The following is a 22,717-nucleotide window of genomic DNA, read 5'->3' as shown; positions in this document are numbered from 1 at the left end:
GGTGGATGAAGACCCGCCGATTGTGTCCCTCCCGCGCGCTCAGACGATGGTCAGGTGTTCGGTGCCCGACGCCAGGTCGCCGCTGCGCGCCCGCTCGCTGTTGAGCTTGATCTGCAGCCGCAGGTCGTTGACCGAGTCGGCATTGCGCAGCGCGTCCTCGTAGGTGACCTTGCCGAATTCATAGAGGTCGAACAGCGCCTGGTCGAAGGTCTGCATGCCGAGCTCGCGCGAGCGCTTCATGATTTCCTTGATCTCGCCCACCTCGCCCTTGAAGATCAGGTCGCTGATCAGCGGCGTGTTCAGCAGGATCTCGACCGCGGCGATCCGGCCCTTGCCCTCCTGGCGCGGCAGCAGCCGCTGCGAGACCAGCGCCTTCAGGTTGAGCGACAGGTCCATCAGCAGCTGGGCGCGGCGCTCTTCGGGGAAGAAGTTGATGATCCGGTCCAGCGCCTGGTTGGCGCTGTTGGCGTGCAGCGTGGCCATGCACAGGTGGCCGGTCTCGGCGAAGGCGACGGCGTGCTCCATCGTCTCGCGGTCACGGATCTCGCCCATCAGGATCACGTCCGGCGCCTGGCGCAGCGTGTTCTTCAGCGCCTGCTCCCAGCCTTCGGTGTCCAGGCCGACCTCGCGCTGGCTGACGATGCAGTTCTTGTGTGGGTGGACGAACTCGACCGGGTCCTCGATCGTGATGATGTGGCCGTAGGTGGTCTCGTTGCGGTGGTCGACCATCGCCGCCAGCGTCGTGCTCTTGCCCGAGCCGGTGGCGCCCACCAGGATCACCAGGCCGCGCTTGGTCTGGGTGACGTCCTTCAGGACCACGGGCAGGTCCAGCGACTCGATCGTCGGCAGGGTCTGGGGGATGGTCCGCAGCACCAGCGCCACGTGGCCCTGCTGGATGTAGGCGTTGACGCGGAAGCGGCCGATGCCCTGCGGCGAGATCGCGAAGTTGCACTCCTTGGTGCGCTCGAAATCGGCCGCCTGCTTGTCGTTCATGATGGCCCGCGCCAGCTGCAGCGTGTGCTGGCCAGTCAGCGGCTGGGGCGACACCTTGGTCACCTTGCCGTCGACCTTGACCGCGGGCGGGAAGTCCGCCGTCAGGAACAGGTCGGAGCCCTTGCGCGACACCATCAGGCGCAGCAGGTCGTTGATGAACTTGGTGGCCTGATCGCGTTCCATGGCGAAGTCCTGTCCTTATGCCGGGGCGCCGTCGCTCAGTCGCCCGGGTCCCGGTCGTGTTTGTCGTTGGGGGCGGGTCAGCCGGGGAAGTTCTCGGGGAACTTGGCCTTCTGCCGGGCCTCGGCCGGGCTGATCATGTTGCGGCGGACCAGGTCGGTGAGGTTCTGGTCCAGCGTCTGCATGCCCAGGTTGTTGCCGGTCTGGATCGAGGAGTACATCTGCGCGATCTTGTTCTCGCGGATCAGGTTCCGGATCGCCGAGGTGCCCAGCATGATCTCGTGCGCCGCCAGCCGGCCGTTGCCGTCCTTGGTCTTGCACAGCGTCTGCGAGATCACCGCCTGCAGCGATTCCGACAGCATCGCGCGGACCATTTCCTTCTCCGCCGCGGGGAACACGTCCACGATCCGGTCCACCGTCTTGGCGGCCGAGGAGGTGTGCAGCGTGCCGAAGACCAGGTGGCCCGTTTCCGCGGCGGTCAGCGCCAGGCGGATGGTTTCCAGGTCGCGCATTTCGCCCACCAGGATGCAGTCCGGGTCCTCACGCAGCGCCGAGCGCAGCGCGTTGGAGAAGCTCATCGTGTGCGGGCCCACCTCGCGCTGGTTGACCAGGCACTTCTTGGACTCGTGCACGAACTCGATCGGGTCCTCGACGGTCAGGATGTGGCCGTACTCGTTCTCGTTGAGGTGGTTGATCATCGCGGCCAGCGTCGTCGACTTGCCCGAGCCGGTCGGGCCGGTGACCAGCACCATGCCGCGCGGCTTCATCGCCAGGTCCGCGAAGACCTTGGGGCAGTTGAGCTGCTCCAGCGTCAGGATCTTGCTCGGGATGGTCCGGAACACGGCGCCGGCGCCGCGGTTCTGGTTGAACGCGTTGACGCGGAAGCGCGCCAGGCCCTGGATCTCGAACGAGAAGTCGCACTCCAGCGTCTCCTCGTAGGTCTTGCGCTGGGCGTCGCTCATGATGTCGTAGACCATGTCGTGCACCTGGCGGTGCTCGAGGGCCTCGACGTTGATGCGGCGCACGTCGCCATGGACGCGGATCATGGGGGGCAGACCGGCGGACAAGTGAAGGTCGGAGGCCTTGTTCTTGACCGAGAATGCCAGCAGTTGGGTGATGTCCATGGGATAGGAAAAAGCGTTGGCGATTATGGCGACGATCTCCGAGAACATACAACAGCTCCATGGCCGCATTGAGAGGGCTTGCCTGCAGGCGTCGCGGCCCGTGCACAGCGTCACGCTGCTGGTGGTAACAAAGACTTTCCCGGCTTCGGATGTGAGAGAAGCGTTCGAGGCTGGCGAGTGCCGCTTCGGTGAGAACTACGTGCAGGAGGCCGTCGACAAGATCGACGCGCTGGCCGACCTGCGCGAGCGCGTCGAGTGGCACCTGATCGGGCCGCTGCAGAGCAACAAGACGCGGGTGGTGGCGGAGCGCTTCGACTGGGTGCACAGCGTCGACCGGCTCAAGATCGCCCAGCGGCTGGCCGAGCAGCGACCGGCGGCGCTCCCGCCGCTGGACGTCTGCCTGCAGGTCAACATCAGCGGCGAGGCGTCCAAGAGCGGCCTGGCGCCGGGTGAAGTGGCCGAGGTGGCGCGCGCGGTCGCCGCGCTGCCGAGGCTGCGGCTGCGCGGCCTGATGGCGATCCCGGAGCCGGCCGCCACGCTGGAGGCGCAGCGGGTTCCGCACCGGGCGCTGGCCGGGCTGCTGGCCGCGCTCAACCGGGACCTCGGGCTGAGCCTGGACACCCTGAGCATGGGCATGAGCGCCGACATGGACGCCGCGATCCTGGAAGGCGCCACGATGGTGCGCGTGGGCTCGGCGATCTTCGGCGCGCGGACCCGTCCGACCCCTCCCGGGGGCTGAATGGAGCCGCTGCAGCGCCTGGCCGACCTGATGCCCGACACCCCGGGCAGCCTGTCGGTCCGGGCGCTGTGGCGCGAGGGGAGGGCGGTTGAACGACGCTGGTTGCTCGGCGGCTGGCTGGCGACCGTCATCGCCTGCGTCGTGCTGGGCCTGCTCACGGTGCGCGAGGGCTGGTCCGGGATTCCCGTCGACCTGGGCGGCGCGGTCGCCTTCCTGACCTTCTACCCGCCGATCCCGCTGTGCCTGTGGTGGACGCTGTGCTTCGGCTGGCGCTGGGGTGCGGTGCCCGCCTGGGCGGCGACCTTCGTGCTGGCGGTCGACGCCGGCATGGCGCCGGGCTGGGCGGCGGTCTTCGCCTGCGCCAATCCGCTCGGGCTGGGCGTGCTGGCGCTGGGCTACCGGGCCGTCGGCGCGGCGCGCGGGCTGCGCAGCCTCAGAGCCTGGCTGTTCTTCGTGCCGCTGTGTTTCGTCGGCGCGGTGTTCAGCTCCGCCGGCGCGCTGATCTGGAATTTCAACCACGATCTCGCCGCCGAGCGCCAGTTGCCGATCTGGCAGGGCTGGTGGCTGGGCGCCTTCCTGCAGAGCGTGCTGCTCGGCGGGCCACTGATGGCGCTGAGCTGGCCGCGGCTTTCGCGCTGGATCGCGCGCCGGCCGGCGCTGTTCACGCCGCCGCCCAGCGGCCGCCGCGCGATGGGCCTGGGCCTGCTGTTCGCGATCGTGCTGGCGGTGCAGGGGTATGGGCTGGTGAGCCTGGGCCTGGGCTCGCTGCAGCTGCGCGCCGCGCTGGCGAGCGGCGACTGGAGCCGGCTGGAGGAAGCGTCGCGGGTGATGCTCAGCACCGCCTGGGTGTTCTTCTGGGTGTTCACGCTGATCGTGCTGTTCGTGGCGCAGTTCGGGTACCAGGCGCTGTCGCGCTGGCTGCGCTCGACCGAGGCGCTGGTGACCCAGCTCGCCAAGGTCAACGCGGAACTCGAGCAGCGCTCGCGCACCGACGGCCTCACCGGGCTGGCCAACCGGATGGCGACCGAGGAGGGCCTGCGCGCGCTGCTGCGCACGGTGCGGCGCTACCGCACGCCGTCCGCGCTGCTGATGCTGGACATCGACCACTTCAAGCAGGTCAACGACCACCACGGCCATGCCGCCGGCGACGCGGTGATCCGCGCCCTGGCGCAGGTGCTGAAGGACGCCTCGCGGGAGGTCGACCTGCCGGGGCGCTTCGGCGGCGAGGAGTTCGTCATCGGGCTCGCCCACACCGACCTGGCCGGCGCGCGCCGCTTCGCCGAGCGCCTGCGCGAGCGCATCGCCGCGACGCCGGTGGCGCTCGACGCGAAGGACGGCGGCGCGGCGTCGATCTCGTACACCGTCAGCATCGGGGTGACCTTGCTGCGGGGCGACGACGCCGGCGTCGAGGACCCGCTGCGTCGCGCCGACGCCGCGATGTACCGCGCCAAGCAGGGCGGGCGCAACCGTGTCGAGCTGGATGGCGAGGACGTGGCGGCCATGCCGTCGACGTCCTCCGCGCCCGACAAGCCCTGACCCTCATGCCGCTGCCGGAGAGCGGCAAGCCCTGACCCTCGATGCGACGAGGCGCGCTGGCCGCGAGGCGGTTACGGCGCGGATACGGGCGCGACGCGGGCGACTCGCGAAGGAATGTGCAGGAATCATGAAACCGCGCCGAGCGCCGCATTAGGGCTTCTACCGAGCCGGTGAAAACGCCGTTTGCATTCAGTTGCAAGTGCCGCGTCAGAATTCACGGGCCCTCGGAACCGGCATCGATGCCCCGGATCAAGTCCAACGATGATCGCGCCGAATCCGATGGTCGGACCGCAGCGACGACGCCACAAGCGCCGACGTGCCCGCGCTGTCCGGCCAATCAACAACAACTGAATCGTTGCGAGGGAATCGATGTCGTTTCTATCCCGCCTGCGCATCGGCCAGCGCCTGACGCTGAGCTATGCGCTGCTGATCCTGCTGCTGATCGTGATCGGCGCTTTCGGCGCCCACAACGCCAGCCGCCTCTCCCATGACCTGAGCACGACGGCCGACTCCAGCCTCGTGAAGATCGCCCTGGCCAACACGCTGGAGAGCGACGTCAACATCATCGCGCGCGCCTCCCGCGACCTGCTGCTGCTGGACACGGCCAATGCGATCAAGCGCCAGAAGAACGACATCGCCGCCGCGCTCGAGGAGGGCCAGAAGCAGTTGGCCGAGCTCGAGGCCAAGGTCGCCGATGTCAAGGAAGACAAGGAAGTCGTGGCCAAGGTGCGCGAGCACCAGACCCGGTTCGCCGCCGCGGTGTCCAAGTTCCTGGCGGTGCAGCAGGACGGCAGCCCGGACGAGGCCCGCGAGGCCCTGATCAAGGACGTGCGTCCGGCGCAGAAGGATTACCAGGACACGCTCAAGAGCCTGGTCGAGCTGCAGTTCGCCGGGGGCCGCGCGCTGGCCGAAGGCGGCGCGAAGCTGGCCAACCAGTCCATCGTCATCACTGGCCTGCTGGTCGTGATCGCCGTGGTCATCGGGGGTGTCGGCGGCCTGACGATCGCGCGCTCGATCATCGTGCCGGCGCGCAAGGCCAAGGACGCGGCGCAGGCGATCAGCTCGGGCGACCTGTCGCAGCACATCGACGTGCAGGGTTCCGACGAGCTGGCGCAGATGCTGCACGCGATGCGCGACATGCAGACCGCGCTGTCGGGCGTGGTGGCCAGCGTGAGCGCCGCGGCGGGCGAGGTCGCCCAGAACTCCAACGAGATCGCCGGCAGCAACGTCGACCTGTCGGACCGCACCGCGCGTTCCGCCGAGAGCCTGCAGAACACCGCCGCGTCGGTGGAGCAGATCGCCTCCAACCTGAACGGCGCCAGCGAGCTGACCCGCAAGGCCGCCAGCATCGCCAGCAAGGCGCGCCAGTCGGCTTCGGCCGGCGGCACGGTGGTGAGCCAGGTCGTCTCGACGATGGAAGAGATCAGCGCGAGCTCGCGCAAGATCGGCGACATCATCGGCGTCATCGACGGCATCGCCTTCCAGACCAACATCCTGGCGCTGAACGCCGCGGTGGAAGCGGCCCGTGCCGGCGAGCACGGCAAGGGCTTCGCGGTGGTCGCGTCGGAAGTGCGGGCGCTGGCCTCGCGCTCGGCGCAGGCGGCCAAGGAGATCAAGGTCCTGATCCAGGAATCGTCCGTCAAGGTCGAGAACGGCACGGCGCTGGTCAACAACGCCGGCGCGACGATCCGCTCGGTCGTGGACGAGGTCAACAACATGGGCCAGCTGATCGAGGAGATCTCGCATTCGGCCCAGGAGCAGGCGGCCGGCGTCGGCGTCGTGAACAACGCGATGAACGAGCTGGACCGCGCGACGCAGCAGAACACCACGCTGGTCGACGAACTGACCCGCTCCACCGACTCGCTGCGCGACAGCAGCTCGCGCCTGGTGCAGGCCGTGGGCTTCTTCAGCACGGCCCGCTCCGCGACCTGACGTCCCGGCTGCGCGAGTCGCCCCCGTTCCTACCGGAAATCCCGCTTTCCTCACCCAAGACGTACGAGGTCCCAAGATGAGCAAGAACCTGATCCCCACCGTTTCCCGCAGCCTGCTGGGCCTGGCCGCCGCGCTGGTGCTGGCCGCCGGCGCCCATGCCACGCCGAAGATCGTCAAGAAGGTGCCGCCGGAGTTTCCGGCCGAAGCCGCCCGCCAGTCGATCTCGCAGGGCTCGGTGCGCGCCAAGATGAACATCGAGCCGGACGGCAAGGTCTCGGGCGTCGAGATCCTGGAGGCCGAGCCGCGCAAGGTCTTCGACAAGGCCGTCACCCGCGCGCTGATGGACTGGAAGTTCGAGCCCAGCGGCCAGAAGGAGACGCACGAGGTCAAGCTGGTCTTCAAGAACGAGGACTGAGCCGGGAGGTCGGGAGGCCCTGTGGCGGCCAGGGCCGAGGTGAGTGTCCGGGCGCTGCCTCGCCTACACTCCGGCCCCATGTCCCGCTTGAACGCCACCGGTCCGCGCCGGCTCCTCTGGAGCCGCTGGCTGGTGCTGGCCGTGCTGGCCCTGACCCTGCCGCTGCAGGGGGCGCTCGCGGCCACGATGGGCATCGGCATGGCGCTGATGTCCGCGCACGGCGGCGGCGCCGTCGCGACGATGCCCACCGATTGCCATGAGATGGCCGGCATGGACATGGGCGCCATGCACATGGGCGCGATGAGCCACGACGGGACCGGCATGGGCGGCATGACGCACGGCGGCCATGACGGGGCCTCAACGGACCTGTCGCCGACGGACGCCGCGGCGCCGCATGACGACGGCGGGGACGCCGCCACCGATCACCACTGCGGCATCTGCCTGCAGTGCTGCATCGGCGCCGCGATGCCGATCGCGCCGCTGATGCTCGCCGCGCAGGACCTGCGCGACGCCACCCCCACGCTCCGCGCCATCGACGCGCCCGAGCAGACGCCGCAGCCGCTCGAGCGGCCGCCAAAAACCTTCCTCGCCTGAACGCCGGCGCTCGTCCTGGACGAGCCGCCGTGAGCGTCGCCATCGTGCCGGGTTCCGTCTGATGACGGCCCGGCCGGCGGCCTGCACCGACCCTCACCCCCACCCTCTCCCGCAAGCGGGAGAGGGAGTCCGATCCGATCCCTCGCCCCGCTGGTGGCGCTGGAGATCGGTCTGACTGACTCCCTCTCCCCGCTGGCGGGGAGAGGGCAGGGGTGTGGGGTCTGGGCAGTCCTCCCTGCTCCCGATCCTTTGCGAGGAAGCCATGTCTTCTCGATTGCTCTGCCTGCTGGCCGTGGCCGCGACCCTCGGGTCTGCCGCGGCCGCGCCTCCCAATCCCGCCGACCCTCGGGCGACCACGCCCGCGCCGATCGTCAAGCCGCCCGCGCCCGCCTCCGGCGCCGCTGTCGCCGACCCCGGTGTCGGCGACTGGCGCCAGGCCAACCGCCGTGTCCACGAGGCCGGCGGCTGGCGCGCGCTGCTGCGCGAAAGCCAAGCCGCGAACGCACCCGCCCGCGCCGCTTCTGCCCCCGCGAGCGCCGCCTCGGCCCCGGCCGGCGGCCATCACCACCATTGAGGAGCCCCCGATGTCCTCGACGATGACTTCCCTGCGCCTGACCCTGCCCGTGCTGCTGGCGCTGGGCCTTTCGGCCTGCGCGTCGCTCTCGCCGGAGCAGGCGGCCGAGCCGGTCCAGCGGCAGAGCCGCGACTGGCTGGGCAGCGACCTGCCGCTGCAGCGCACCGACGACCAGCGCGCCGCCGCCCGCGCGCGCACCGACGCCCTGCTGGCCCGGCCGCTCGACGCCCAGGGCGCGGTGCAGCTCGCGCTGCTGAACCACCGCGGCCTGCAGGCCGGCCTCTACGGCCTGGGCATGGCCGACGCCGAGCGCGTGCAGACGCTGCTCTGGCCGAACCCGGTCCTGAGCCTGGGCCGCCTCGTGCGCGGCGACGAGCGCGAGATCGAGCGCGGCCTCGAGTTCAACCTGCTGAGCCTGCTCGGCCGCGGCGCCCGCCAGGACGCCGCCGCCCAGGCCCTGGCCCGCGAGCAGGCGCGCGTCGGGCAGCAGCTGCTCGACGTCGCCTCCCAGGCCCGTCGCAGCTGGGTCCAGGCCGTCGCCGCGCAGGAACGCCTGCGGCAGGCGCGCACGGTCCTGGACTCCGCGTCCGCCGGCGCGGAACTCGCGCTGCGGATGCGCCAGGCCGGCAATGTCAGCGCCCTGCGGCTCGCCCGCGAGCGCGCGGTGCTGGCCGAGGCCCAGCTCGCGCTGGAGCAGGCCGAGCTGCAGGCGACCGGCGACCGCGAGGCGCTGATCCGCGCGATCGGCCTGTGGGGCGACGACGTGACGACGCTGACGCTGCCGGAGCGCCTGCCCGACGTGCCGACCGACTTCCGCGCCGCCGACGACCTCGAGCGGCAGGCGGTGACGCAGCGGCTCGACATCCAGGCCGCGAAGCGCGACTCGGAGCAGCTCGCCGCGCAGCTGGGCCTGACGCGCCGGACCGGCCGGATCAACGTGCTCGAACTTGGCCTGCAGCGCAACAGCAGCAACGAGGAGCCCACCCAGCGGGGTGTCGAGCTCAGCGTCGAGCTGCCGCTCTTCGACTGGGGCCAGGCGCGCGTGGCCGGGGCCCGCGAGGCCTACGGTCAGTCGCTCGAGCGGACCGCGCAGGTGGCGATCGACGCGCGCTCCGAAGTCCGCGTCGCGCGGGCGCGCGCGGAGACCGCCTGGCGCATCGCCCGGCGTCATCACGACGAGGTGCTGCCGCTGGCCCGTCAGGTCTCCGACGAAACCCTGCTGCGCTACAACGGCATGCTGGTCGGCGTCATGGACCTGCTCGCCGACGCGCGGGCCCAGGCCCGTGCCGTCGCCGCCGCGCTCGAGGCGCGGCGCGACTACTGGCTCGCCGAATCGATGCTGTCGCAGAGCCTGCTCGGCCCCGTGCGCGACGGCGCCACGGCCGCTTCCCCGACTCCGACCGCCGCGGCGCCCGAAGCCGCCGGCGCCGCCGCGCATTGAGCGCGCGGTCCTGAAAGGATTCCCGATGATTTCCCGACGCAACCTGTTCGCCCGCGCCGCCGCGGGTGCGGCGCTCGGCGCGGCCGGCGCGGTCAACGCGAGCGGTGTCTCGCGCGTCGCGATGGCGGCGCTGCCCGAGCCCGCCCAGCGCGACACGCCCGACACCGCGCCGCCGCTGACGCCGCCGGACGGCCGGCCCTACAACCCCGTCGTCACCCTCAACGGCTGGACGCTGCCCTGGCGCATGCGCGACGGCGTCAAGGAATTCCACCTCGTCGCCGAGCCGGTCCTGCGCGAACTCGCGCCGGGCTGCACCGCCCACCTGTGGGGCTACAACGGCCAGTCGCCCGGTCCCACCATCGAGGTCGTCGAAGGCGACCGCGTGCGCATCTACGTCACCAACAAACTGCCCGAGCACACCAGCGTCCACTGGCATGGCCAGCGCCTGCCCAACGGCATGGACGGCGTCTCCGGGCTCACGCAGCCGGCGATCAAGCCGGGCGAGACCTTCGTCTACGAGTTCATCGCCCGCCGGCCCGGCACCTTCATGTACCACCCGCATGCGGACGAAATGACGCAGATGGCGATGGGCATGATGGGCTTCTGGGTCACCCATCCGAAGGCGCGGCACCCGCAGATCGCCGAGGTGCAGCGCGACTTCTGCTTCCTGCTCTCGAGCTACGACATCGATCCCGGCAGCTACACGCCGCGCACGATGACGATGACCGACTTCAACCTGTGGACCTGGAACAGCCGCGTCTTCCCGGGCATCGACACGCTCAACGTGCGCCAGGGCGACCGCGTGCGGGTGCGGATCGGCAACCTCACCATGACCAACCACCCCATCCACCTGCACGGGCACGAGTTCGAGGTCACCGGCACCGATGGCGGTCCGGTGCCCAGGTCCGCGCGCTGGCCCGAAGTCACCACCGACGTCGCGGTGGGCCAGATGCGGCAGATCGAGTTCCTCGCCGACGAGCCCGGCGACTGGGCCATCCACTGCCACAAGAGCCACCACACGATGAACGCCATGGGCCATGAGGTCGATACGCTGATCGGTGTCGACCACCGCGGGCTGGCCGCGCGCATCAACAAGGTCATCCCCGACTACATGGCGATGGGCGAGCGCGGCATGGCCGACATGGCCGAGATGGAGATGCCGCTGCCGGAGAACACCGTCCCGATGATGGCCGGGCGGGGGCCGCATGGCGCGCTCGAGATGGGCGGCATGTTCAGCGTGCTCAAGGTCCGCAAGGACCAGAAGCCCGGCGACTACCGCGATCCGGGCTGGTACGCCGCGCCGCGCGGCACGGTCGCTCGCGCGGTCGATGCGCCACCCGGGGCCCCGCCGGCCCCAGCGCCGAGGACCGCTGCGCCCTCGTCGGCGCCCGCGCCCGAACCGCTGCGCGTGCGCAAGCCCGATGGCCACGGCCATCAGGGCCATTGACCCTCCGCCCATCACAACATCGACGCGCGATCCGCAATCCGCAATCCGCGCGCCGTCGACCTCGATTCAAACGCTCATCAGGAGATCACCATGAACCGTTTTCCCACCCTCCTTGCCGCCATCGCGCTGACCTTGATCGCTGCGGCCTCGCCGGCGCGCGCCCAGCATCAGGGGCACGAGGGCCATGAAGGCCACGGCCAGCCGGCGGCTGCTGCTGCTGCGCCGGCCGCAAGTGCCGACGCCACCGCGTCGTCGCAGGACTGGATTGCTGCCGAGGTCCGTCGTGTCGACGCGGCGCAGCAGAAGTTGACGCTCAAGCATGGCGAGATCCGTCATCTGGACATGCCGGGCATGACGATGCCATTCAAGCTGGCGCCTGGTGTGCTGAGCGCTGCGCAGCTGACGGCGATGAAGGCTGGCGACAAGGTCGAGGTGCGCATCGAGTCGCGCGACGGTGCCCCGACGATCGTTGAGCTTCGCCCGGCGCCGGCCCCGAACTGAGGCACGACTTCGGCGCCCGCCTCGGTGGTTCGGGGACGGCAGGGCGCGGGGTCTTGGCGCTTGCCGCCAAGGCCCTGCGCTCTGGCGGCCAAGCGCTCGCCCGCGGCAGGTGGAACACACCCCCCACCAGATCACCGACAATCCCGCCCCATGGCGATTCAATGGTTTCCCGGGCACATGCACAAGACCCGGGGCGCGATCCGCGAGCGCATGAAGAGCGGCATCGACGTGGTCATCGAGATGCTCGATGCCCGCGTGCCCGCGAGCAGTGCCAATCCGCTGATCGCGCAGCTGACGGCCGGCCGGCCGGCGCTGAAGCTGCTCAACAAGCAGGATCTGGCGGATCCCGCCCGCACGGCGGAGTGGCTGGCCTTCTACCGCTCCCGTCCGGACACGCAGGCGGTGGCGATCCACCAGGGTCAGCCCGGCCTGGCCAAGCTGATGGCGGCCGAGTGCCGCGCGCTGGCGCCGCACCGGGGCGGGCTGGACAAGCCGCTGCGGGTGCTGATCTGCGGCATTCCCAACGTCGGCAAGTCGACGCTGATCAACACGATCGTGGGCAAGCGTGCCGCCGCCACCGGCGACGAACCGGGCATCACCAAGATCGAGCAGAAGATCCTGCTCGACAAGGGTGTCTACCTCTTCGACACCCCGGGCATGCTGTGGCCCAAGATCCGCGTGCCCGAGGCTGGCATCAACCTGGCCGCCAGCGGCGCGGTCGGCCGCAATGCCTTCGAGGAGGAAGTCGTCGCGCTGGACCTGTTGGGTTATCTGCGCCGGCACTATCCGCAGTCGCTCAAGAGCCGTTACCAGCTCGAGCCGGACGCCAGCCTGCTGGACGGCGAGGTGCTGGCCTTGATCGGCAAGCGGCGCGGCGCGGTGCTGTCGGGGGGGCGCATCAACACGCAGAAGGCGGCCGAGATCCTGCTGTACGACCTGCGCCAGGGGCAGCTCGGCCGGATCACGCTGGAGACGCCGGCCGAATTCGCCGAATGGACCGCGGCGGCCGAGGCCGCCGAAGCGGCCAAGCTGGCGGAGAAGGAAGCCCGCGCCGCGCTGGCCAAGCGCGGCACGCGTGACGCGGACGCGTCCGGCGACGAGGACGAGGACGAGGACCCGGACGACGACCTCGACGAAGACGACGGCGGCGACCGCCGTCAGTGAAGCTGCAGCATCTGCAGCGCCGGCAGCTGCCAACCGAAGTACAGCGCCGCCAGGCGTAGCGCGGCCACCCCGACCATCCCCAGCACGAAGGCCCAGCGCATCGGCAAGCCCATCGCCTTGAGCGCGAAGTACAGCGCGATGCCGCCGATCGCCGCCGTCGCATAGATGTCCTTGCGCAGCAGCAGCGGCGCCTGGCCGCTCAGCAGGTCGCGCAGCACGCCGCCCCCGCAGGCGGTCAGCGTGCCCATCAGCAGCGCGGGCATCGGCCTCACGCCGTGTTCCTCGGCGATCTCCGTGCCGCAGAGCGCGAACAGCGCCAGGCCCAAGGCGTCCGCGATCTTGAGCACCGCGATCGCATGCCCCGGGAAGGGGCCGACCACCAGCGCCGCCAGCGCGCTGGCCACGATCACCAGCAGGTAGCGGGTGTCCTTCATCCAGAACACCGGATGCCGGTTCAGCAGCAGGTCGCGCAGCGTGCCGCCGCCGACCGCCGTCATCGCCGCGATGACCAGCAGCCCGAACAGGTCCAGCCCGGCCTGCATCGCGGCCAGCGCTCCGCTCACGGCAAACACCGCCACGCCCAGCAAATCGAACCAGTAGATCATCGGCATAGGGCCGGGAGTGTAGAGGCGGCCCCTTGAAATCGGCGCCGCCGCGCCCATGTGCCCCGCCGCGATAATCCGCCCCCAATCGGGGTGGCGCTCCCACCCGTTTCTCTCATCCACCCTTCTTTCGAACGATGGACAAGCAAACTCATTCCTTCCAGGCCGAGGTCAAGCAGATCCTGCATCTGGTGACGCACTCGCTCTACTCGAACAAGGAAATTTTCCTGCGCGAGCTGGTCAGCAACGCCTCCGACGCCTGCGACAAGCTGCGCTTCGAGGCCCTGGATCATCCCCAGTTCCTGGAAGACCAGCCCAACCTCGAGGTCCGCGTCTCCTTCGACGCCGAGGCCCGCACCGTCACCATCAGCGACAACGGCATCGGCCTGTCCGCGGAAGAAGCGATCGCGCACCTGGGCACGATCGCCAAGAGCGGCACCCGTGAGTTCATGGCCAAGCTCGAGGGCGACCAGAAGAAGGATGCGCACTTGATCGGCCAGTTTGGCGTGGGGTTCTACTCCGGCTTCATCGTCGCGGACCGCATCACCGTCGAGTCGCGCCGTGCCGGCCTGCCGGCCGACCAGGGCGTGCGCTGGAGCTCCGAAGGCACCGGCGATTTCGAGGTCGAGACCATCGTCAAGCCCGGCCGCGGCACCGATGTGATCCTCCATCTACGCGAGGGCGAGGATGAATTCCTCAAGACCTGGCGCCTGAAGTCGACGATCGCGAAGTATTCCGACCACATCTCGCTGCCCATCCTGATGCGCAAGGAGGAGTGGGACGCGGAGAAGGCGACGCAGGTCCTCAAGGACGAGTGGGAGCCGGTGAACAAGGCCTCCGCGCTGTGGACGCGCTCCAAGAGCGACATCACCCAGGCCGAGTACGACGCGTTCTACCAGCAGATCAGCTACGACACCGAGCCGCCGCTGGCCTTCACCCACAACCGCGTCGAGGGCCGCAGCGAATACACGCAGCTGCTCTACATCCCGGCCAAGGCCCCCTTCGACCTGTGGAACCGCGACAAGCGCGGCGGTGTGAAGCTGTACGTCAAGCGCGTCTTCATCATGGACGACGCCGAGGCGCTGATGCCGGTCTACCTGCGCTTCGTCAAGGGCGTGATCGACTCGGCCGACCTGCCGCTGAACGTCAGCCGCGAACTGCTGCAGGAAAGCCGCGACGTGAAGGCGATCCGCGAGGGCTCGACCAAGCGCGTGCTGTCGATGCTGGAGTCGCTGGCGGGCAGCGAGGACGCCGCCGAGCGCGACAAGTACGCCCGTTTCTGGACGGACTTCGGCCAGGTGCTGAAGGAAGGCGTCGGCGAGGACCATGCCAACCAGGAGCGCCTGATCAAGCTGCTGCGCTTCGCCTCGACGCATGCCGACCAGAACGTCTCCTTCGCCGACTATGTGTCGCGCATGAAGGAGGGCCAGGAGGCCATCTACTACATCACCGCCGACAGCCTGGCCGCCGCGAAGAACAGCCCGCAGCTGGAGATCTTCCGCAAGAAGGGCATCGAGGTGCTGCTGCTGACCGAGCGGGTCGACGAGTGGATGCTGTCCCACCTCTACGAGTTCGAGGGCAAGTCGCTGCAGTCGGTCGCCAAGGGCGCGGTCGACCTGGGCCAGCTCCAGGACGAGGAAGAGAAGAAGAAGGCCGAGGAAGCCGCCGAGCAGTTCAAGCCGGTGCTGGACCGCCTGAAGACCGCGCTCGAGGGCCGCGCCAAGGACGTGCGCGTGACCACCCGCCTGGTGGACTCGCCGGCCTGCGTGGTCGTCGAGGAGGGCGACATCAGCGGCCATCTGGCCCGCATGCTCAAGCAGGCTGGCCAGACCGCGCCGACCGCGCTGCCGACGCTGGAGATCAACCCCGACCACGCGCTGGTGAAGAAGCTCGGCGCGATCGAGGGCGACGAGCCGCGCTTCGGCGACCTGGCGCAGGTGCTGTTCGACCAGGCGCTGCTGGCCGAGGGTGGCGTGCTGGAGGACCCGGCCGCCTACGTGCGCCGCGTCAACGCGCTGTTGCTGGGCTGAGCGCCGTCAGCAGCGGTCAGCAGCGGTCAGAAGCGCTCGGCGGCCACCTGCATGGCCTCGAGCTGCTCGCGCAGCTTGACGACCTGGTCGCTCCAGTAGTTGGGCGTCCCGAACCACGGGAAGGCCAGCGGGAAGGCCGGGTCGTCCCAGCGCCGCGCGAGCCAGGCGCTGTGGTGGATCATGCGCTGCGTGCGCAGCGCCTCCACCAGGCGCAGTTCGCGCCAGTCGAATTCGCGCACGCTCTCGTAGCCGTCCAACAGCGCGTCGCGCTGGATCCGCGCCGCTTCCGGATCGCCGGACAGCAGCATCCACAGGTCCTGCACCGCCGGCCCCTGGGCGGCGTCGTCGAGGTCGACGAAGTGCGGGCCGCGGTCCGGCGTCCACAGGATGTTGCCGGGATGGCAATCGCCGTGCAGCCGCAGCGAGCGCCGGTCCGGCAGGCTGTCGAAGGCGGCGTCGATCGCGTCGATGCAGCGCGCCGCGGCATCGTGCCAGTTGGCCGAGAGCTCCGGCGGCAGGGTGTCCTGGGCGCGCAGCCAGTCGCGGGCATCGCGCGCCGGCGCGGCGCTGTTCCAGGCGAGCCGCGCGTGGAAGGGCTGGGCCTGGCCGACGTCGTGCATGCGCGCGAGGAAACGGCCGATCCAGCGCAGCACTTCCGGGTCCTCGAGTTCCGGCGCACGGCCGCCCTGGCGCGGCGTGACCGCGAAGCGCTGGCCCTGGAAATGGCCCAGGGTGCCGGTGGCGCCGTCGATGGTCAGCGTCAGCGGCGCGACCACCGGGACCTCGGCCGCGGCCAGCGCCTGCGCGAAGGCGTGCTCCTCCAGGATCTGCGCATCGGTCCAGCGGCCGGGCCGGTAGAACTTCGCGACCACCGCCGCGCCGTCCTCCAGGTGCGCCAGCAGCACGCGGTTCTCGTAGGAGTTCAGCTGCAGCAGGCGGCCGTCAGGGCGCAGGCCCGCGTGCTCGAGGGCATCGAGCATCAGCTCGGGCGTCAGGAGGCCGAACCCGGCCGTCGTGTCAGTCATGGAGTCGCGGAGGCAACGAAAACGGCGCCGGAGCGCCGTCGTGTGTCCTCGAGGAAGCGGAGCAGGCGCGTAGCTTAGCGCCGCCCGTAACGCGGTGAATCGACGACCACGCCGCCGATGTCGGCGTCCGGCGATTCGCCGGGCAGGGGCGGGAAGTCGTGGCCGAACTGGGACTCCCGGCCGAGCTGGGAGTCGCGGAAGCCGCTGGCCTCGTGCGCGCCGGCGCGCGGCCGGTAGCCGCGGGTGCGGGGTTCGGCGGGCGGCAGCGGGGCCATGGCGGCGGACATCGGGGCGGCCATCGGCGGCAGGGGCGCGTGCATCGACTCGCCGCCGCCGAAGGCGTCATAGCGGCTGTCGGGCGCGAAGAAGGAATCGCTGAAGACGGGCGAGTCGTTCCACAGCGTGTTGCGCGCGGCCGGGGCCACCGGTGCCGCGCGCCGCGCCGCGGCGGCGCTCGCGACCGGCGCATGCGCGCTGGTGCGCGGCATCGGCGCCATGCTGGCGCGGCTGCCCTGGTTGCTGTAAGGCACGAGCAGCTGCAGCTCGGTCGCGCTGGGGAGCTGGTCGACCGAGGTGCGGAGGTAGCGGATCCGGCACGCGGCCAGCACGGCCTGCTTGATCTGCAGGCTGCGGGACGAGCCGGGGCGGTCGGTCTCCAGGTCGATGGCGGCCAGCACGCGGCCGTTGGGGCTGCAGATGGCGAAGTTCACGCTGATGCCGCCCAGCAGCTCATACCAGTAGCGGACGTCGCGGGCCTCGGTCGGCTGGCAGAAGCGCACCACCGGCAGCTTGCACATCACGACGTGGTGGGGGAGCGCTTCGCGCAGCAGGCGGAAGACGCGGCGTTCATCCGCGCTGAAGACCGGGCGCGGGCTCAGCGACCACTCGGTGGGCAGCGGCTTGCGCTCGCGCCGGGGGCGCCGCAGCAGCAGCGCGGCGAGCAGTCCCAGGACCGCCAGCGCCGACAGTCCCGCGATGATCCACGGAAGCAGGTTCTGCATATCCCAACGAACTGGACGGACCGGACGGATGGCGCGACGAGGCGCCGAGGGTCGCTCGGAGGTGGCAAGGACAGCGCGCAACGGACCGGCGAATCGGGCGAATGTAGCGGAAAGGCGTTACAAAATGCATCCGGATTCCCCCCTGGAATCGGGTGGGGCGCCGTGGAATGCCGTCGTCGTCCGTGCGATCAGCGTTTCGATCCGGGGCCGGCGGGGCGGTCGTCCGACCGGTCCCGGACCTTGCGGATGCGGGATTTCACCTCGGCCACGCCATCCAGGAAATCGCCGACGGTGCGCATGTGGCGCTTGAACTGGAAGTCCCATTCGGCCATGTGGCGCTCCAGGGCCTCGTCCACGTGCGAGGACACCGAGTCCGGCGGCAGCCGAAGCCAGGCTTCGGATTCGCCGCCGTCGCGCTCGACGGTCGCGCCGGCGTTGCGGGCGATCTTCAGCATCGGGGCGTTTTCGCTGAGGGCGTGGATGAACAGGGTGTCGATGCCGCGGTTGCGGGCGTGCAGCGCGGCGCGCTCGAACAGCCGGCCGCCGAAACCCTTGCCTCGCGCCGTGGTGGCGACCGAGACGCCGAACTCGGCCATCGCCGGCCGGCCCTTGATCTGCGGCGCCGGGGCGTAGGCCAGGTGGGCCACCGCGATCAGCTGCAGCCGGCGGTTGAAGATGCCCAGGACCTCGTCCCGGACGAAATCCAGCCCGGCCACGTACTTCTGGATCTGCTCGTCGCGCGCCGGGTAGCCGAAGCGCAGGTAGCGGTCGCGTTCCCCCAGCGACAGCAGGTGCTGCAGGATGCGCTTGCGGTGGCGCCGCCCCAGCGAGCGGATCGGCACCCAGCTGGTCCAGCGCGCCAGCATCGCGCGAGGGTGCCAGCGCGAGCGCGGTGCCTCGTCCGGCACGGGGCCGGGCGTCGGGGTGGGCCGGGGATCGGGCGGGGTGGTCATGGCGCGCTGGGAGATGGGGTCGGATGCTAGCGGGGAAAGCGGGCGGCGGGTCGTTCCCTGCCGAATGCGTGTCGGAACCGGCATGGCGGGGCGCCGTCGCGGCGCTTGCGCCGGACCGGCGGGCGCGTGGATTTGGCCTTTCGGGCGTGTTCTGCTAGACTCGCCGGCTTTCCCGTTTCCAAGGCAGCGGGGGAACGTCCGTGAGAGGCCGCGCGATTCACATCGCCGACAAGCGTGCACCGAACGTACGGGGGCAGATCGCCCGAAGTTTCGCCTTTTGAAAGAATCTCATGAAGACCTTCAGCGCCAAGCCGGCCGAAGTGACGCACGAGTGGTTTGTGATTGACGCCACCGACAAGGTGCTCGGACGTGTTGCCAGCGAAGTGGCACTCCGTTTGCGCGGCAAGCACAAGGCCATCTACACGCCTCACGTCGACACCGGTGACTTCATCGTCATCATCAACGCCGAGAAGCTGCGTGTCACCGGCAGCAAGGCCACGGACAAGGTGTACTACCGTCACTCGGGCTTCCCGGGCGGCATCTACGCCACCAAGTTCAAGGACATGCAAGCCAAGCATCCGGGCCGCGCCCTGGAGAAGGCCGTCAAGGGCATGCTGCCCAAGGGTCCGCTGGGCTACGCGATGATCAAGAAGCTGAAGGTGTACGCGGGCGACACGCATCCGCACACCGCCCAGCAGCCCAAGGCGCTGGAAATCTAAGGAGCCGTGATGATCGGAAACTGGAACTACGGTACCGGCCGTCGCAAGTCGTCGGTGGCGCGTGTCTTCATCAAGAAGGGCACCGGCCAAATCACGGTGAACGGCCGCTCGATCGAGCAGTACTTCGGCCGTCAGACCTCGATCATGATTTCGCGCCAGCCCCTGCTGCTGACGAACAATGGCGAGGCCTTCGACATCAAGATCAACGTGCACGGCGGCGGCGAGTCCGGCCAGGCCGGTGCTGTCCGTCTGGGCATCACCCGCGCGCTGATCGACTACGACGCGGCCCTGAAGCCCGAACTGAGCCGCGCCGGCTTCGTCACGCGCGACGCGCGTGAAGTCGAGCGTAAGAAGGTCGGTCTGCACGGCGCCCGTCGCCGGAAGCAGTTCAGCAAGCGCTGATTGACTTCCGTTCGCTGGTGGAATCCGGGTTGGGATTTCGTCAGCGACGCAAGCTCCAGAACAAGGCCGCTGTTTCCAGCGGCCTTGTTTTTTTATCCGGTGGGCTGCACCTCCCGCCGAAGGGGCTATCTCCAAGTGCCTGCCCATGCAGCGGGTGCTTTGAGATAATTCCCGCCATTCCTCCGACACAACAGGATCCACGATGAGCGCAGTCCTCGAAACCCAAACCACAGGCATGGGCGACATGCCGGCTCCGCTGGTCTTCACCGACAGCGCGGCCGAGAAGGTGCGCGAGCTGGTGCTGGAAGAAGGCAACCCCGACCTGAAGCTGCGGGTGTTCGTCCAGGGGGGCGGCTGCTCCGGCTTCCAGTACGGCTTCACCTTCGACGAGGCCGTCAACGACGACGACACGCAGATGGCCAAGAACGGCGTGACGCTGCTGATCGACGCGATGAGCCTGCAGTACCTGGTCGGCGCCGAGATCGACTACAAGGAAGATCTGCAAGGCGCCCAGTTCGTGATCAAGAACCCGAACGCGCAGACGACCTGCGGTTGCGGTTCGAGCTTCTCGGTCTGATCGGCCGGCGCGACCCGACTGCCCCGACGCGTGTCGGGCGCCATGACCAAGACCGCCTTCGGGCGGTCTTGTCGTTTCTGGCTCACGCCGGGGTGTAGCTGCCCAGGACGCGGAGTCCGGTGCCGCCGGTCGCGGCGGGCAGGTTGCCCGGGAGCCCGCGCACATGGCGCATCGCCAGCCAGGCGAACGCGGCGCCTTCGACCTGCATCGGCGGCAGGCCGCGACGATCGGTGGTGGTCACCTTCATGCTGGGCAGCAGCGCACGCAGCCGTGCAAGCAGCGCATCGTTGAACGCGCCGCCGCCGCAGACCAGCAATTCGCGCCAAGCGCCCGGGGCGTGAGCCGCCAAGCTGTCGGTCACGCAGCGCGCGCTCAACTCGAGCAGCGTGGCCTGCACGTCCACCGCGGAGACCTGCGGCGCATGCGCCGCGATGCGTTCATCCAACCATCCGAGGTGGAAAAGGTCCCGTCCCGTGCTGCGTGGTGGCGCCTGACGGAAGTAGGGCTCCGCGAGCAGCGCGGCGAGCAGTCCGGCATGCACCTGTCCCTGGGCCGCCCATTGGCCGCCCGCGTCATAGCTCGCGCCTTGATCCCGATGGATCCAGCCGTCCATCAGGCAGTTGCCGGGACCGCAATCGAACCCGCCACTGCGACCGTCGGCCCACAGCAGGCTGACATTGCTGATGCCGCCGACGTTCAGCACGGCGACGTCCTCACCCGGCTGCGCCAATGCCGCACGGTGGAAGGCCGGCACCAGCGGCGCGCCCTGGCCGCCGACGGCCAGGTCTCGGCTGCGCAGGTCGTGGACCACGGCGATGCCGGTGAGCTCGGCCAGCAATGACGCATTCAGCACCTGCAGGGTGAAGCCGGTGCCGTCGAATTCGCCGGGGCGATGCCGGACGGTCTGGCCATGCGCGCCGAGCGCGCGAATGTCCTGCGGGACCCGACGCTGCGCATTCAGCAGCGCGCGGCACACCTGCGCATAGGCGCGAGCGACGGCATTGCCGGCGAGGGCGGCGCGTTGCAGTTCGTTGTCGCCGGGGCTGTTCAGCGCCAGCAATTCGGCACGCAATTCGGCGCCGAAGGGCTGGTATTCATGGGCCAGGGCCTGGACGCTGCCGTCGGCCTCGGCGCGCAACAGGACGGCGTCGACGCCGTCCAGCGAGGTGCCGGACATCAGTCCGATGTAGAGCTCGGCGCCGGCCATCGTCATCGCCGCGGCGTGGAGGTCGCGAGCGACCGCCGGCTTATTCGCCGACGACGCCCTCGTGGATGGATGAGGCCGCGTCGAGCGCGATCTTGGCGCTGGCAACCTGGGCCTTGAACGCGGCCTTGGCGGTCGCGGGCAGCGTGACGGCTTCCGACGAGCGCGCGATCACGCGCGGATCCTGCTGCTTGCCGTTCACGCGGAATTCGAAGTGCAGGTGCGGGCCGGTGGCCCAGCCGGTCGAGCCGACGGCGCCGATCTTCTGGCCCTGGTCGACCTTCTGGCCCTTCTTGACGTCGATGCGGCTCAGGTGCGCGTAGACCGTCATGCGGTTGCCGCTGTGCTTGAGCTGCACCACGTTGCCGAAGCCGTTCTGCCAGCCGGCGAACTCGACATTGCCGTCGCCGACGCTGCGCACCGGGGTGCCGGTGGGGGCGCCGTAATCGATGCCCTGGTGCTGGCGCCAGGTCTGCAGGATCGGATGGAAGCGCATCGCGAAACCGGAGGTCACGCGGGAGAACTCCATCGGGCTCGCCAGGAACGAGCGGCGCTTGCTCTCGCCGTCGAAGCCGTAGTAGTTGCTTTTGCCGCTGGCCGGATCCCGGAACAGCACCGACTGGTAGCTCTTGCCGTTGTTGACGAACTCCGCGGCCAGCAGACGGCCGGCGCGGTTGCCCCAGGTGATGGGTTCGCCGTCGGCGGTCAGGGTTTCGTAGACCAGCGAGAAGCGGTCGCCCTTGCGCAGTTCGCGGTGGAAGTCGATGTCGCCGGAGAACATGTCCGCCAGCTGGGTGGCGATCGCGTCGGGCACGTTGGCCTCGTCGGTCGCCGCGAACAGCGAGGACTGGATCGAGCCGCTGCCCAGGCGGGTCTGGGTCTCGAACGGCACGGTCTCCAGCTTCGAGACGAACTTGTCGCCCTCGCGGGTGATGCTGAGGCGGGTGAAGTGGGTGTCCTGCTGCTCGCTGGCCTCGGCGGCGTAGCGGGCGACGAGGGACTGCACTTCGCCGCTGGCGGTCGCGACGACCTGCACGCGCTTGCCGACGCGACCGGTCAGCAGCTTTTTGGCGGTCTCGTCGCTGCGCAGGAAGGCGGCGGCGGCGACGTCGGCCGCGCCCATGCGCTTGAGCAGCGAGTCGGCGGTGTCGGCGGCGCGGGTGAGGTCGCTGCGGGACAGGCCCGGATCGAACGCGGCCAGTTCGGCCAGTTGCTCGTCCAGCGACTGGAGCGGGATGGATTCGGAAACGATGCGCTGCGGCAGGTCGGCCGCGTCAGGGGCCATCGGGGCGACGCCGAAGGCGGTCACCGCGAAGCAGCTCAGGGCTCCGACGACGGTGCCGGTCAGGGTGCGCGGGTGCTTGGCCGCGAAGGATTCGGCGCGAGCGAGCGTGCGCTGCACGCGCTGCCATTCGTCAGTCCAATTCATCACGCGCCGAAGACCTTCTTTCTGGAGCCTGAGGAGTGCCGCCCGTCGCCACGCCGCGGGGCGTGGCCCGGAGGGCCCGGGCCGGCGATTCCACGTGCCGGCCAGCGAAGGACGCCGGGGGCGTCCTGATGCTGC

General features: G+C 69.8%; 22 protein-coding genes. 14 read left to right on the top strand and 8 right to left on the bottom strand.

Annotation, left to right across the window (positions count from 1 at the left end):
- Positions 1 to 39 precede the first annotated feature (39 nt).
- Both FHT38_RS19275 and FHT38_RS19270 read right to left on the bottom strand, forming a co-directional pair.
- Positions 40 to 1,176, bottom strand: coding sequence for a PilT/PilU family type 4a pilus ATPase (locus FHT38_RS19275; RefSeq protein ID WP_091727406.1), 1,137 nt, complete (start codon positions 1,174 to 1,176; stop codon positions 40 to 42).
- Positions 1,177 to 1,253: 77 nt separating this feature from the next.
- On the bottom strand, positions 1,254 to 2,297 hold the full coding sequence (locus tag FHT38_RS19270) for a type IV pilus twitching motility protein PilT (protein ID WP_183492920.1): 1,044 nt from the start codon (positions 2,295 to 2,297) through the stop codon (positions 1,254 to 1,256).
- Positions 2,298 to 2,322: 25 nt separating this feature from the next.
- Here FHT38_RS19270 and FHT38_RS19265 point away from each other — a divergent pair, with 25 nt between their 5' ends.
- The 10 genes from FHT38_RS19265 to ylqF all read left to right on the top strand — a co-directional run bounded on the left by FHT38_RS19265 (position 2,323) and on the right by ylqF (position 12,640).
- Positions 2,323 to 3,036, top strand: coding sequence for a YggS family pyridoxal phosphate-dependent enzyme (locus tag FHT38_RS19265; protein ID WP_183482586.1), 714 nt, complete (start codon positions 2,323 to 2,325; stop codon positions 3,034 to 3,036).
- Complete coding sequence (locus FHT38_RS19260; RefSeq protein WP_183492919.1) at positions 3,037 to 4,572, top strand: diguanylate cyclase; 1,536 nt, start codon at positions 3,037 to 3,039, stop codon at positions 4,570 to 4,572.
- A gap of 369 nt (positions 4,573 to 4,941) precedes the next feature.
- Positions 4,942 to 6,504 carry a methyl-accepting chemotaxis protein gene (locus FHT38_RS19255; protein WP_183492918.1) on the top strand — a complete coding sequence of 521 codons (1,563 nt, stop codon included), beginning with the start codon at positions 4,942 to 4,944 and terminating at the stop codon, positions 6,502 to 6,504.
- A 76-nt stretch (positions 6,505 to 6,580) separates the two neighbouring features.
- On the top strand, positions 6,581 to 6,919 hold the full coding sequence (locus FHT38_RS19250) for an energy transducer TonB (protein WP_091727391.1): 339 nt from the start codon (positions 6,581 to 6,583) through the stop codon (positions 6,917 to 6,919).
- 78 nt (positions 6,920 to 6,997) lie between these two features.
- Entirely contained in the window at positions 6,998 to 7,513 is a 516-nt protein-coding gene (locus FHT38_RS19245) for a hypothetical protein (protein ID WP_147242025.1), read from the top strand.
- 262 nt (positions 7,514 to 7,775) lie between these two features.
- Entirely contained in the window at positions 7,776 to 8,087 is a 312-nt protein-coding gene (locus FHT38_RS19240; RefSeq protein ID WP_183492917.1) for a hypothetical protein, read from the top strand.
- Between the two features lie 10 nt (positions 8,088 to 8,097).
- The gene (locus FHT38_RS19235; protein WP_183492916.1) at positions 8,098 to 9,528 is read left to right on the top strand and encodes a TolC family protein; all 1,431 of its coding nucleotides are present in this window, start codon (positions 8,098 to 8,100) and stop codon (positions 9,526 to 9,528) included.
- A gap of 25 nt (positions 9,529 to 9,553) precedes the next feature.
- Entirely contained in the window at positions 9,554 to 10,975 is a 1,422-nt protein-coding gene (locus FHT38_RS19230) for a multicopper oxidase family protein (protein WP_183492915.1), read from the top strand.
- A gap of 90 nt (positions 10,976 to 11,065) precedes the next feature.
- Positions 11,066 to 11,476 carry a copper-binding protein gene (locus FHT38_RS19225; RefSeq protein WP_183492914.1) on the top strand — a complete coding sequence of 137 codons (411 nt, stop codon included), beginning with the start codon at positions 11,066 to 11,068 and terminating at the stop codon, positions 11,474 to 11,476.
- A gap of 150 nt (positions 11,477 to 11,626) precedes the next feature.
- A complete protein-coding gene (gene ylqF, locus FHT38_RS19220) occupies positions 11,627 to 12,640 on the top strand; it encodes a ribosome biogenesis GTPase YlqF (protein ID WP_091727375.1) in 1,014 nt (337 codons plus the stop codon).
- Here the strand turns inward: ylqF and FHT38_RS19215 are convergent.
- Positions 12,634 to 13,251: a trimeric intracellular cation channel family protein gene (locus FHT38_RS19215; protein WP_254783452.1), complete on the bottom strand. Its 618-nt coding sequence runs from the start codon at positions 13,249 to 13,251 to the stop codon at positions 12,634 to 12,636. The genes ylqF and FHT38_RS19215 overlap by 7 nt on opposite strands.
- 128 nt (positions 13,252 to 13,379) lie before the next feature.
- On the opposite strand from FHT38_RS19215, the gene htpG reads away from it, so the two are divergent.
- On the top strand, positions 13,380 to 15,272 hold the full coding sequence (gene htpG / locus FHT38_RS19210; RefSeq protein ID WP_183492913.1) for a molecular chaperone HtpG: 1,893 nt from the start codon (positions 13,380 to 13,382) through the stop codon (positions 15,270 to 15,272).
- A 26-nt stretch (positions 15,273 to 15,298) separates the two neighbouring features.
- Here htpG and FHT38_RS19205 read toward each other — a convergent pair whose 3' ends face one another.
- The 3 genes from FHT38_RS19205 to FHT38_RS19195 all read right to left on the bottom strand — a co-directional run bounded on the left by FHT38_RS19205 (position 15,299) and on the right by FHT38_RS19195 (position 18,251).
- Positions 15,299 to 16,297: a serine/threonine protein kinase gene (locus FHT38_RS19205; protein WP_183492912.1), complete on the bottom strand. Its 999-nt coding sequence runs from the start codon at positions 16,295 to 16,297 to the stop codon at positions 15,299 to 15,301.
- Positions 16,298 to 16,371: 74 nt separating this feature from the next.
- Complete coding sequence (locus tag FHT38_RS19200) at positions 16,372 to 17,298, bottom strand: DUF2726 domain-containing protein (RefSeq protein WP_183492911.1); 927 nt, start codon at positions 17,296 to 17,298, stop codon at positions 16,372 to 16,374.
- Positions 17,299 to 17,486: 188 nt separating this feature from the next.
- Positions 17,487 to 18,251 (bottom strand): GNAT family N-acetyltransferase, encoded by a 765-nt coding sequence (locus tag FHT38_RS19195; RefSeq protein WP_255488858.1) that lies wholly within the window; start codon positions 18,249 to 18,251, stop codon positions 17,487 to 17,489.
- Between the two features lie 290 nt (positions 18,252 to 18,541).
- Between FHT38_RS19195 and rplM the strand changes: the two genes are divergently transcribed.
- The 3 genes from rplM (at position 18,542) to erpA (ending at position 19,949) form a co-directional block, all read left to right on the top strand.
- Positions 18,542 to 18,970, top strand: a complete 429-nt coding sequence (gene rplM / locus FHT38_RS19190; RefSeq protein WP_183492910.1) for a 50S ribosomal protein L13 — start codon at positions 18,542 to 18,544, stop codon at positions 18,968 to 18,970.
- 9 nt (positions 18,971 to 18,979) lie between these two features.
- The gene (gene rpsI, locus FHT38_RS19185; RefSeq protein WP_091727356.1) at positions 18,980 to 19,372 is read left to right on the top strand and encodes a 30S ribosomal protein S9; all 393 of its coding nucleotides are present in this window, start codon (positions 18,980 to 18,982) and stop codon (positions 19,370 to 19,372) included.
- A 202-nt stretch (positions 19,373 to 19,574) separates the two neighbouring features.
- Positions 19,575 to 19,949, top strand: coding sequence for an iron-sulfur cluster insertion protein ErpA (gene erpA / locus FHT38_RS19180; protein ID WP_091727353.1), 375 nt, complete (start codon positions 19,575 to 19,577; stop codon positions 19,947 to 19,949).
- A gap of 82 nt (positions 19,950 to 20,031) precedes the next feature.
- Here the strand turns inward: erpA and FHT38_RS19175 are convergent, their stop codons facing one another.
- Positions 20,032 to 21,162 (bottom strand): anhydro-N-acetylmuramic acid kinase, encoded by a 1,131-nt coding sequence (locus FHT38_RS19175; RefSeq protein ID WP_183492909.1) that lies wholly within the window; start codon positions 21,160 to 21,162, stop codon positions 20,032 to 20,034.
- A 34-nt stretch (positions 21,163 to 21,196) separates the two neighbouring features.
- Positions 21,197 to 22,582, bottom strand: a complete 1,386-nt coding sequence (locus tag FHT38_RS19170) for a M23 family metallopeptidase (RefSeq protein ID WP_183492908.1) — start codon at positions 22,580 to 22,582, stop codon at positions 21,197 to 21,199.
- Positions 22,583 to 22,717 lie beyond the last annotated feature (135 nt).

Origin of the sequence: Mitsuaria sp. BK041, from assembly GCF_014193085.1 — a bacterium.
Classification (GTDB): Bacteria; Pseudomonadota; Gammaproteobacteria; order Burkholderiales; family Burkholderiaceae_C; genus Roseateles.
Note: the sequence above shows the minus strand (reverse complement) of the source record. Positions and strands in the feature narration are given on the sequence as shown.

Excerpts from the sequence above, each read along its gene's own strand:
- FHT38_RS19250 (WP_091727391.1), top strand. The coding sequence starts at position 6,581 with ATGAGCAAGAACCTGATCCCCACCGTTTCCCGCAGCCTGCTGGGCCTG.
- FHT38_RS19195 (WP_255488858.1), bottom strand. The coding sequence starts at position 18,251 with ATGACCACCCCGCCCGATCCCCGGCCCACCCCGACGCCCGGCCCCGTG.
- FHT38_RS19240 (WP_183492917.1), top strand. The coding sequence starts at position 7,776 with ATGTCTTCTCGATTGCTCTGCCTGCTGGCCGTGGCCGCGACCCTCGGG.
- rpsI (WP_091727356.1), top strand. The coding sequence starts at position 18,980 with ATGATCGGAAACTGGAACTACGGTACCGGCCGTCGCAAGTCGTCGGTG.
- FHT38_RS19255 (WP_183492918.1), top strand. The coding sequence starts at position 4,942 with ATGTCGTTTCTATCCCGCCTGCGCATCGGCCAGCGCCTGACGCTGAGC.
- FHT38_RS19175 (WP_183492909.1), bottom strand. The coding sequence starts at position 21,162 with ATGACGATGGCCGGCGCCGAGCTCTACATCGGACTGATGTCCGGCACC.
- FHT38_RS19265 (WP_183482586.1), top strand. The coding sequence starts at position 2,323 with ATGGCGACGATCTCCGAGAACATACAACAGCTCCATGGCCGCATTGAG.
- htpG (WP_183492913.1), top strand. The coding sequence starts at position 13,380 with ATGGACAAGCAAACTCATTCCTTCCAGGCCGAGGTCAAGCAGATCCTG.
- FHT38_RS19200 (WP_183492911.1), bottom strand. The coding sequence starts at position 17,298 with ATGCAGAACCTGCTTCCGTGGATCATCGCGGGACTGTCGGCGCTGGCG.
- FHT38_RS19205 (WP_183492912.1), bottom strand. The coding sequence starts at position 16,297 with ATGACTGACACGACGGCCGGGTTCGGCCTCCTGACGCCCGAGCTGATG.
- FHT38_RS19230 (WP_183492915.1), top strand. The coding sequence starts at position 9,554 with ATGATTTCCCGACGCAACCTGTTCGCCCGCGCCGCCGCGGGTGCGGCG.
- FHT38_RS19170 (WP_183492908.1), bottom strand. The coding sequence starts at position 22,582 with ATGAATTGGACTGACGAATGGCAGCGCGTGCAGCGCACGCTCGCTCGC.
- FHT38_RS19270 (WP_183492920.1), bottom strand. The coding sequence starts at position 2,297 with ATGGACATCACCCAACTGCTGGCATTCTCGGTCAAGAACAAGGCCTCC.
- FHT38_RS19260 (WP_183492919.1), top strand. The coding sequence starts at position 3,037 with ATGGAGCCGCTGCAGCGCCTGGCCGACCTGATGCCCGACACCCCGGGC.
- FHT38_RS19235 (WP_183492916.1), top strand. The coding sequence starts at position 8,098 with ATGTCCTCGACGATGACTTCCCTGCGCCTGACCCTGCCCGTGCTGCTG.
- FHT38_RS19215 (WP_254783452.1), bottom strand. The coding sequence starts at position 13,251 with ATGCCGATGATCTACTGGTTCGATTTGCTGGGCGTGGCGGTGTTTGCC.
- ylqF (WP_091727375.1), top strand. The coding sequence starts at position 11,627 with ATGGCGATTCAATGGTTTCCCGGGCACATGCACAAGACCCGGGGCGCG.
- erpA (WP_091727353.1), top strand. The coding sequence starts at position 19,575 with ATGAGCGCAGTCCTCGAAACCCAAACCACAGGCATGGGCGACATGCCG.
- FHT38_RS19245 (WP_147242025.1), top strand. The coding sequence starts at position 6,998 with ATGTCCCGCTTGAACGCCACCGGTCCGCGCCGGCTCCTCTGGAGCCGC.
- FHT38_RS19225 (WP_183492914.1), top strand. The coding sequence starts at position 11,066 with ATGAACCGTTTTCCCACCCTCCTTGCCGCCATCGCGCTGACCTTGATC.
- FHT38_RS19275 (WP_091727406.1), bottom strand. The coding sequence starts at position 1,176 with ATGGAACGCGATCAGGCCACCAAGTTCATCAACGACCTGCTGCGCCTG.
- rplM (WP_183492910.1), top strand. The coding sequence starts at position 18,542 with ATGAAGACCTTCAGCGCCAAGCCGGCCGAAGTGACGCACGAGTGGTTT.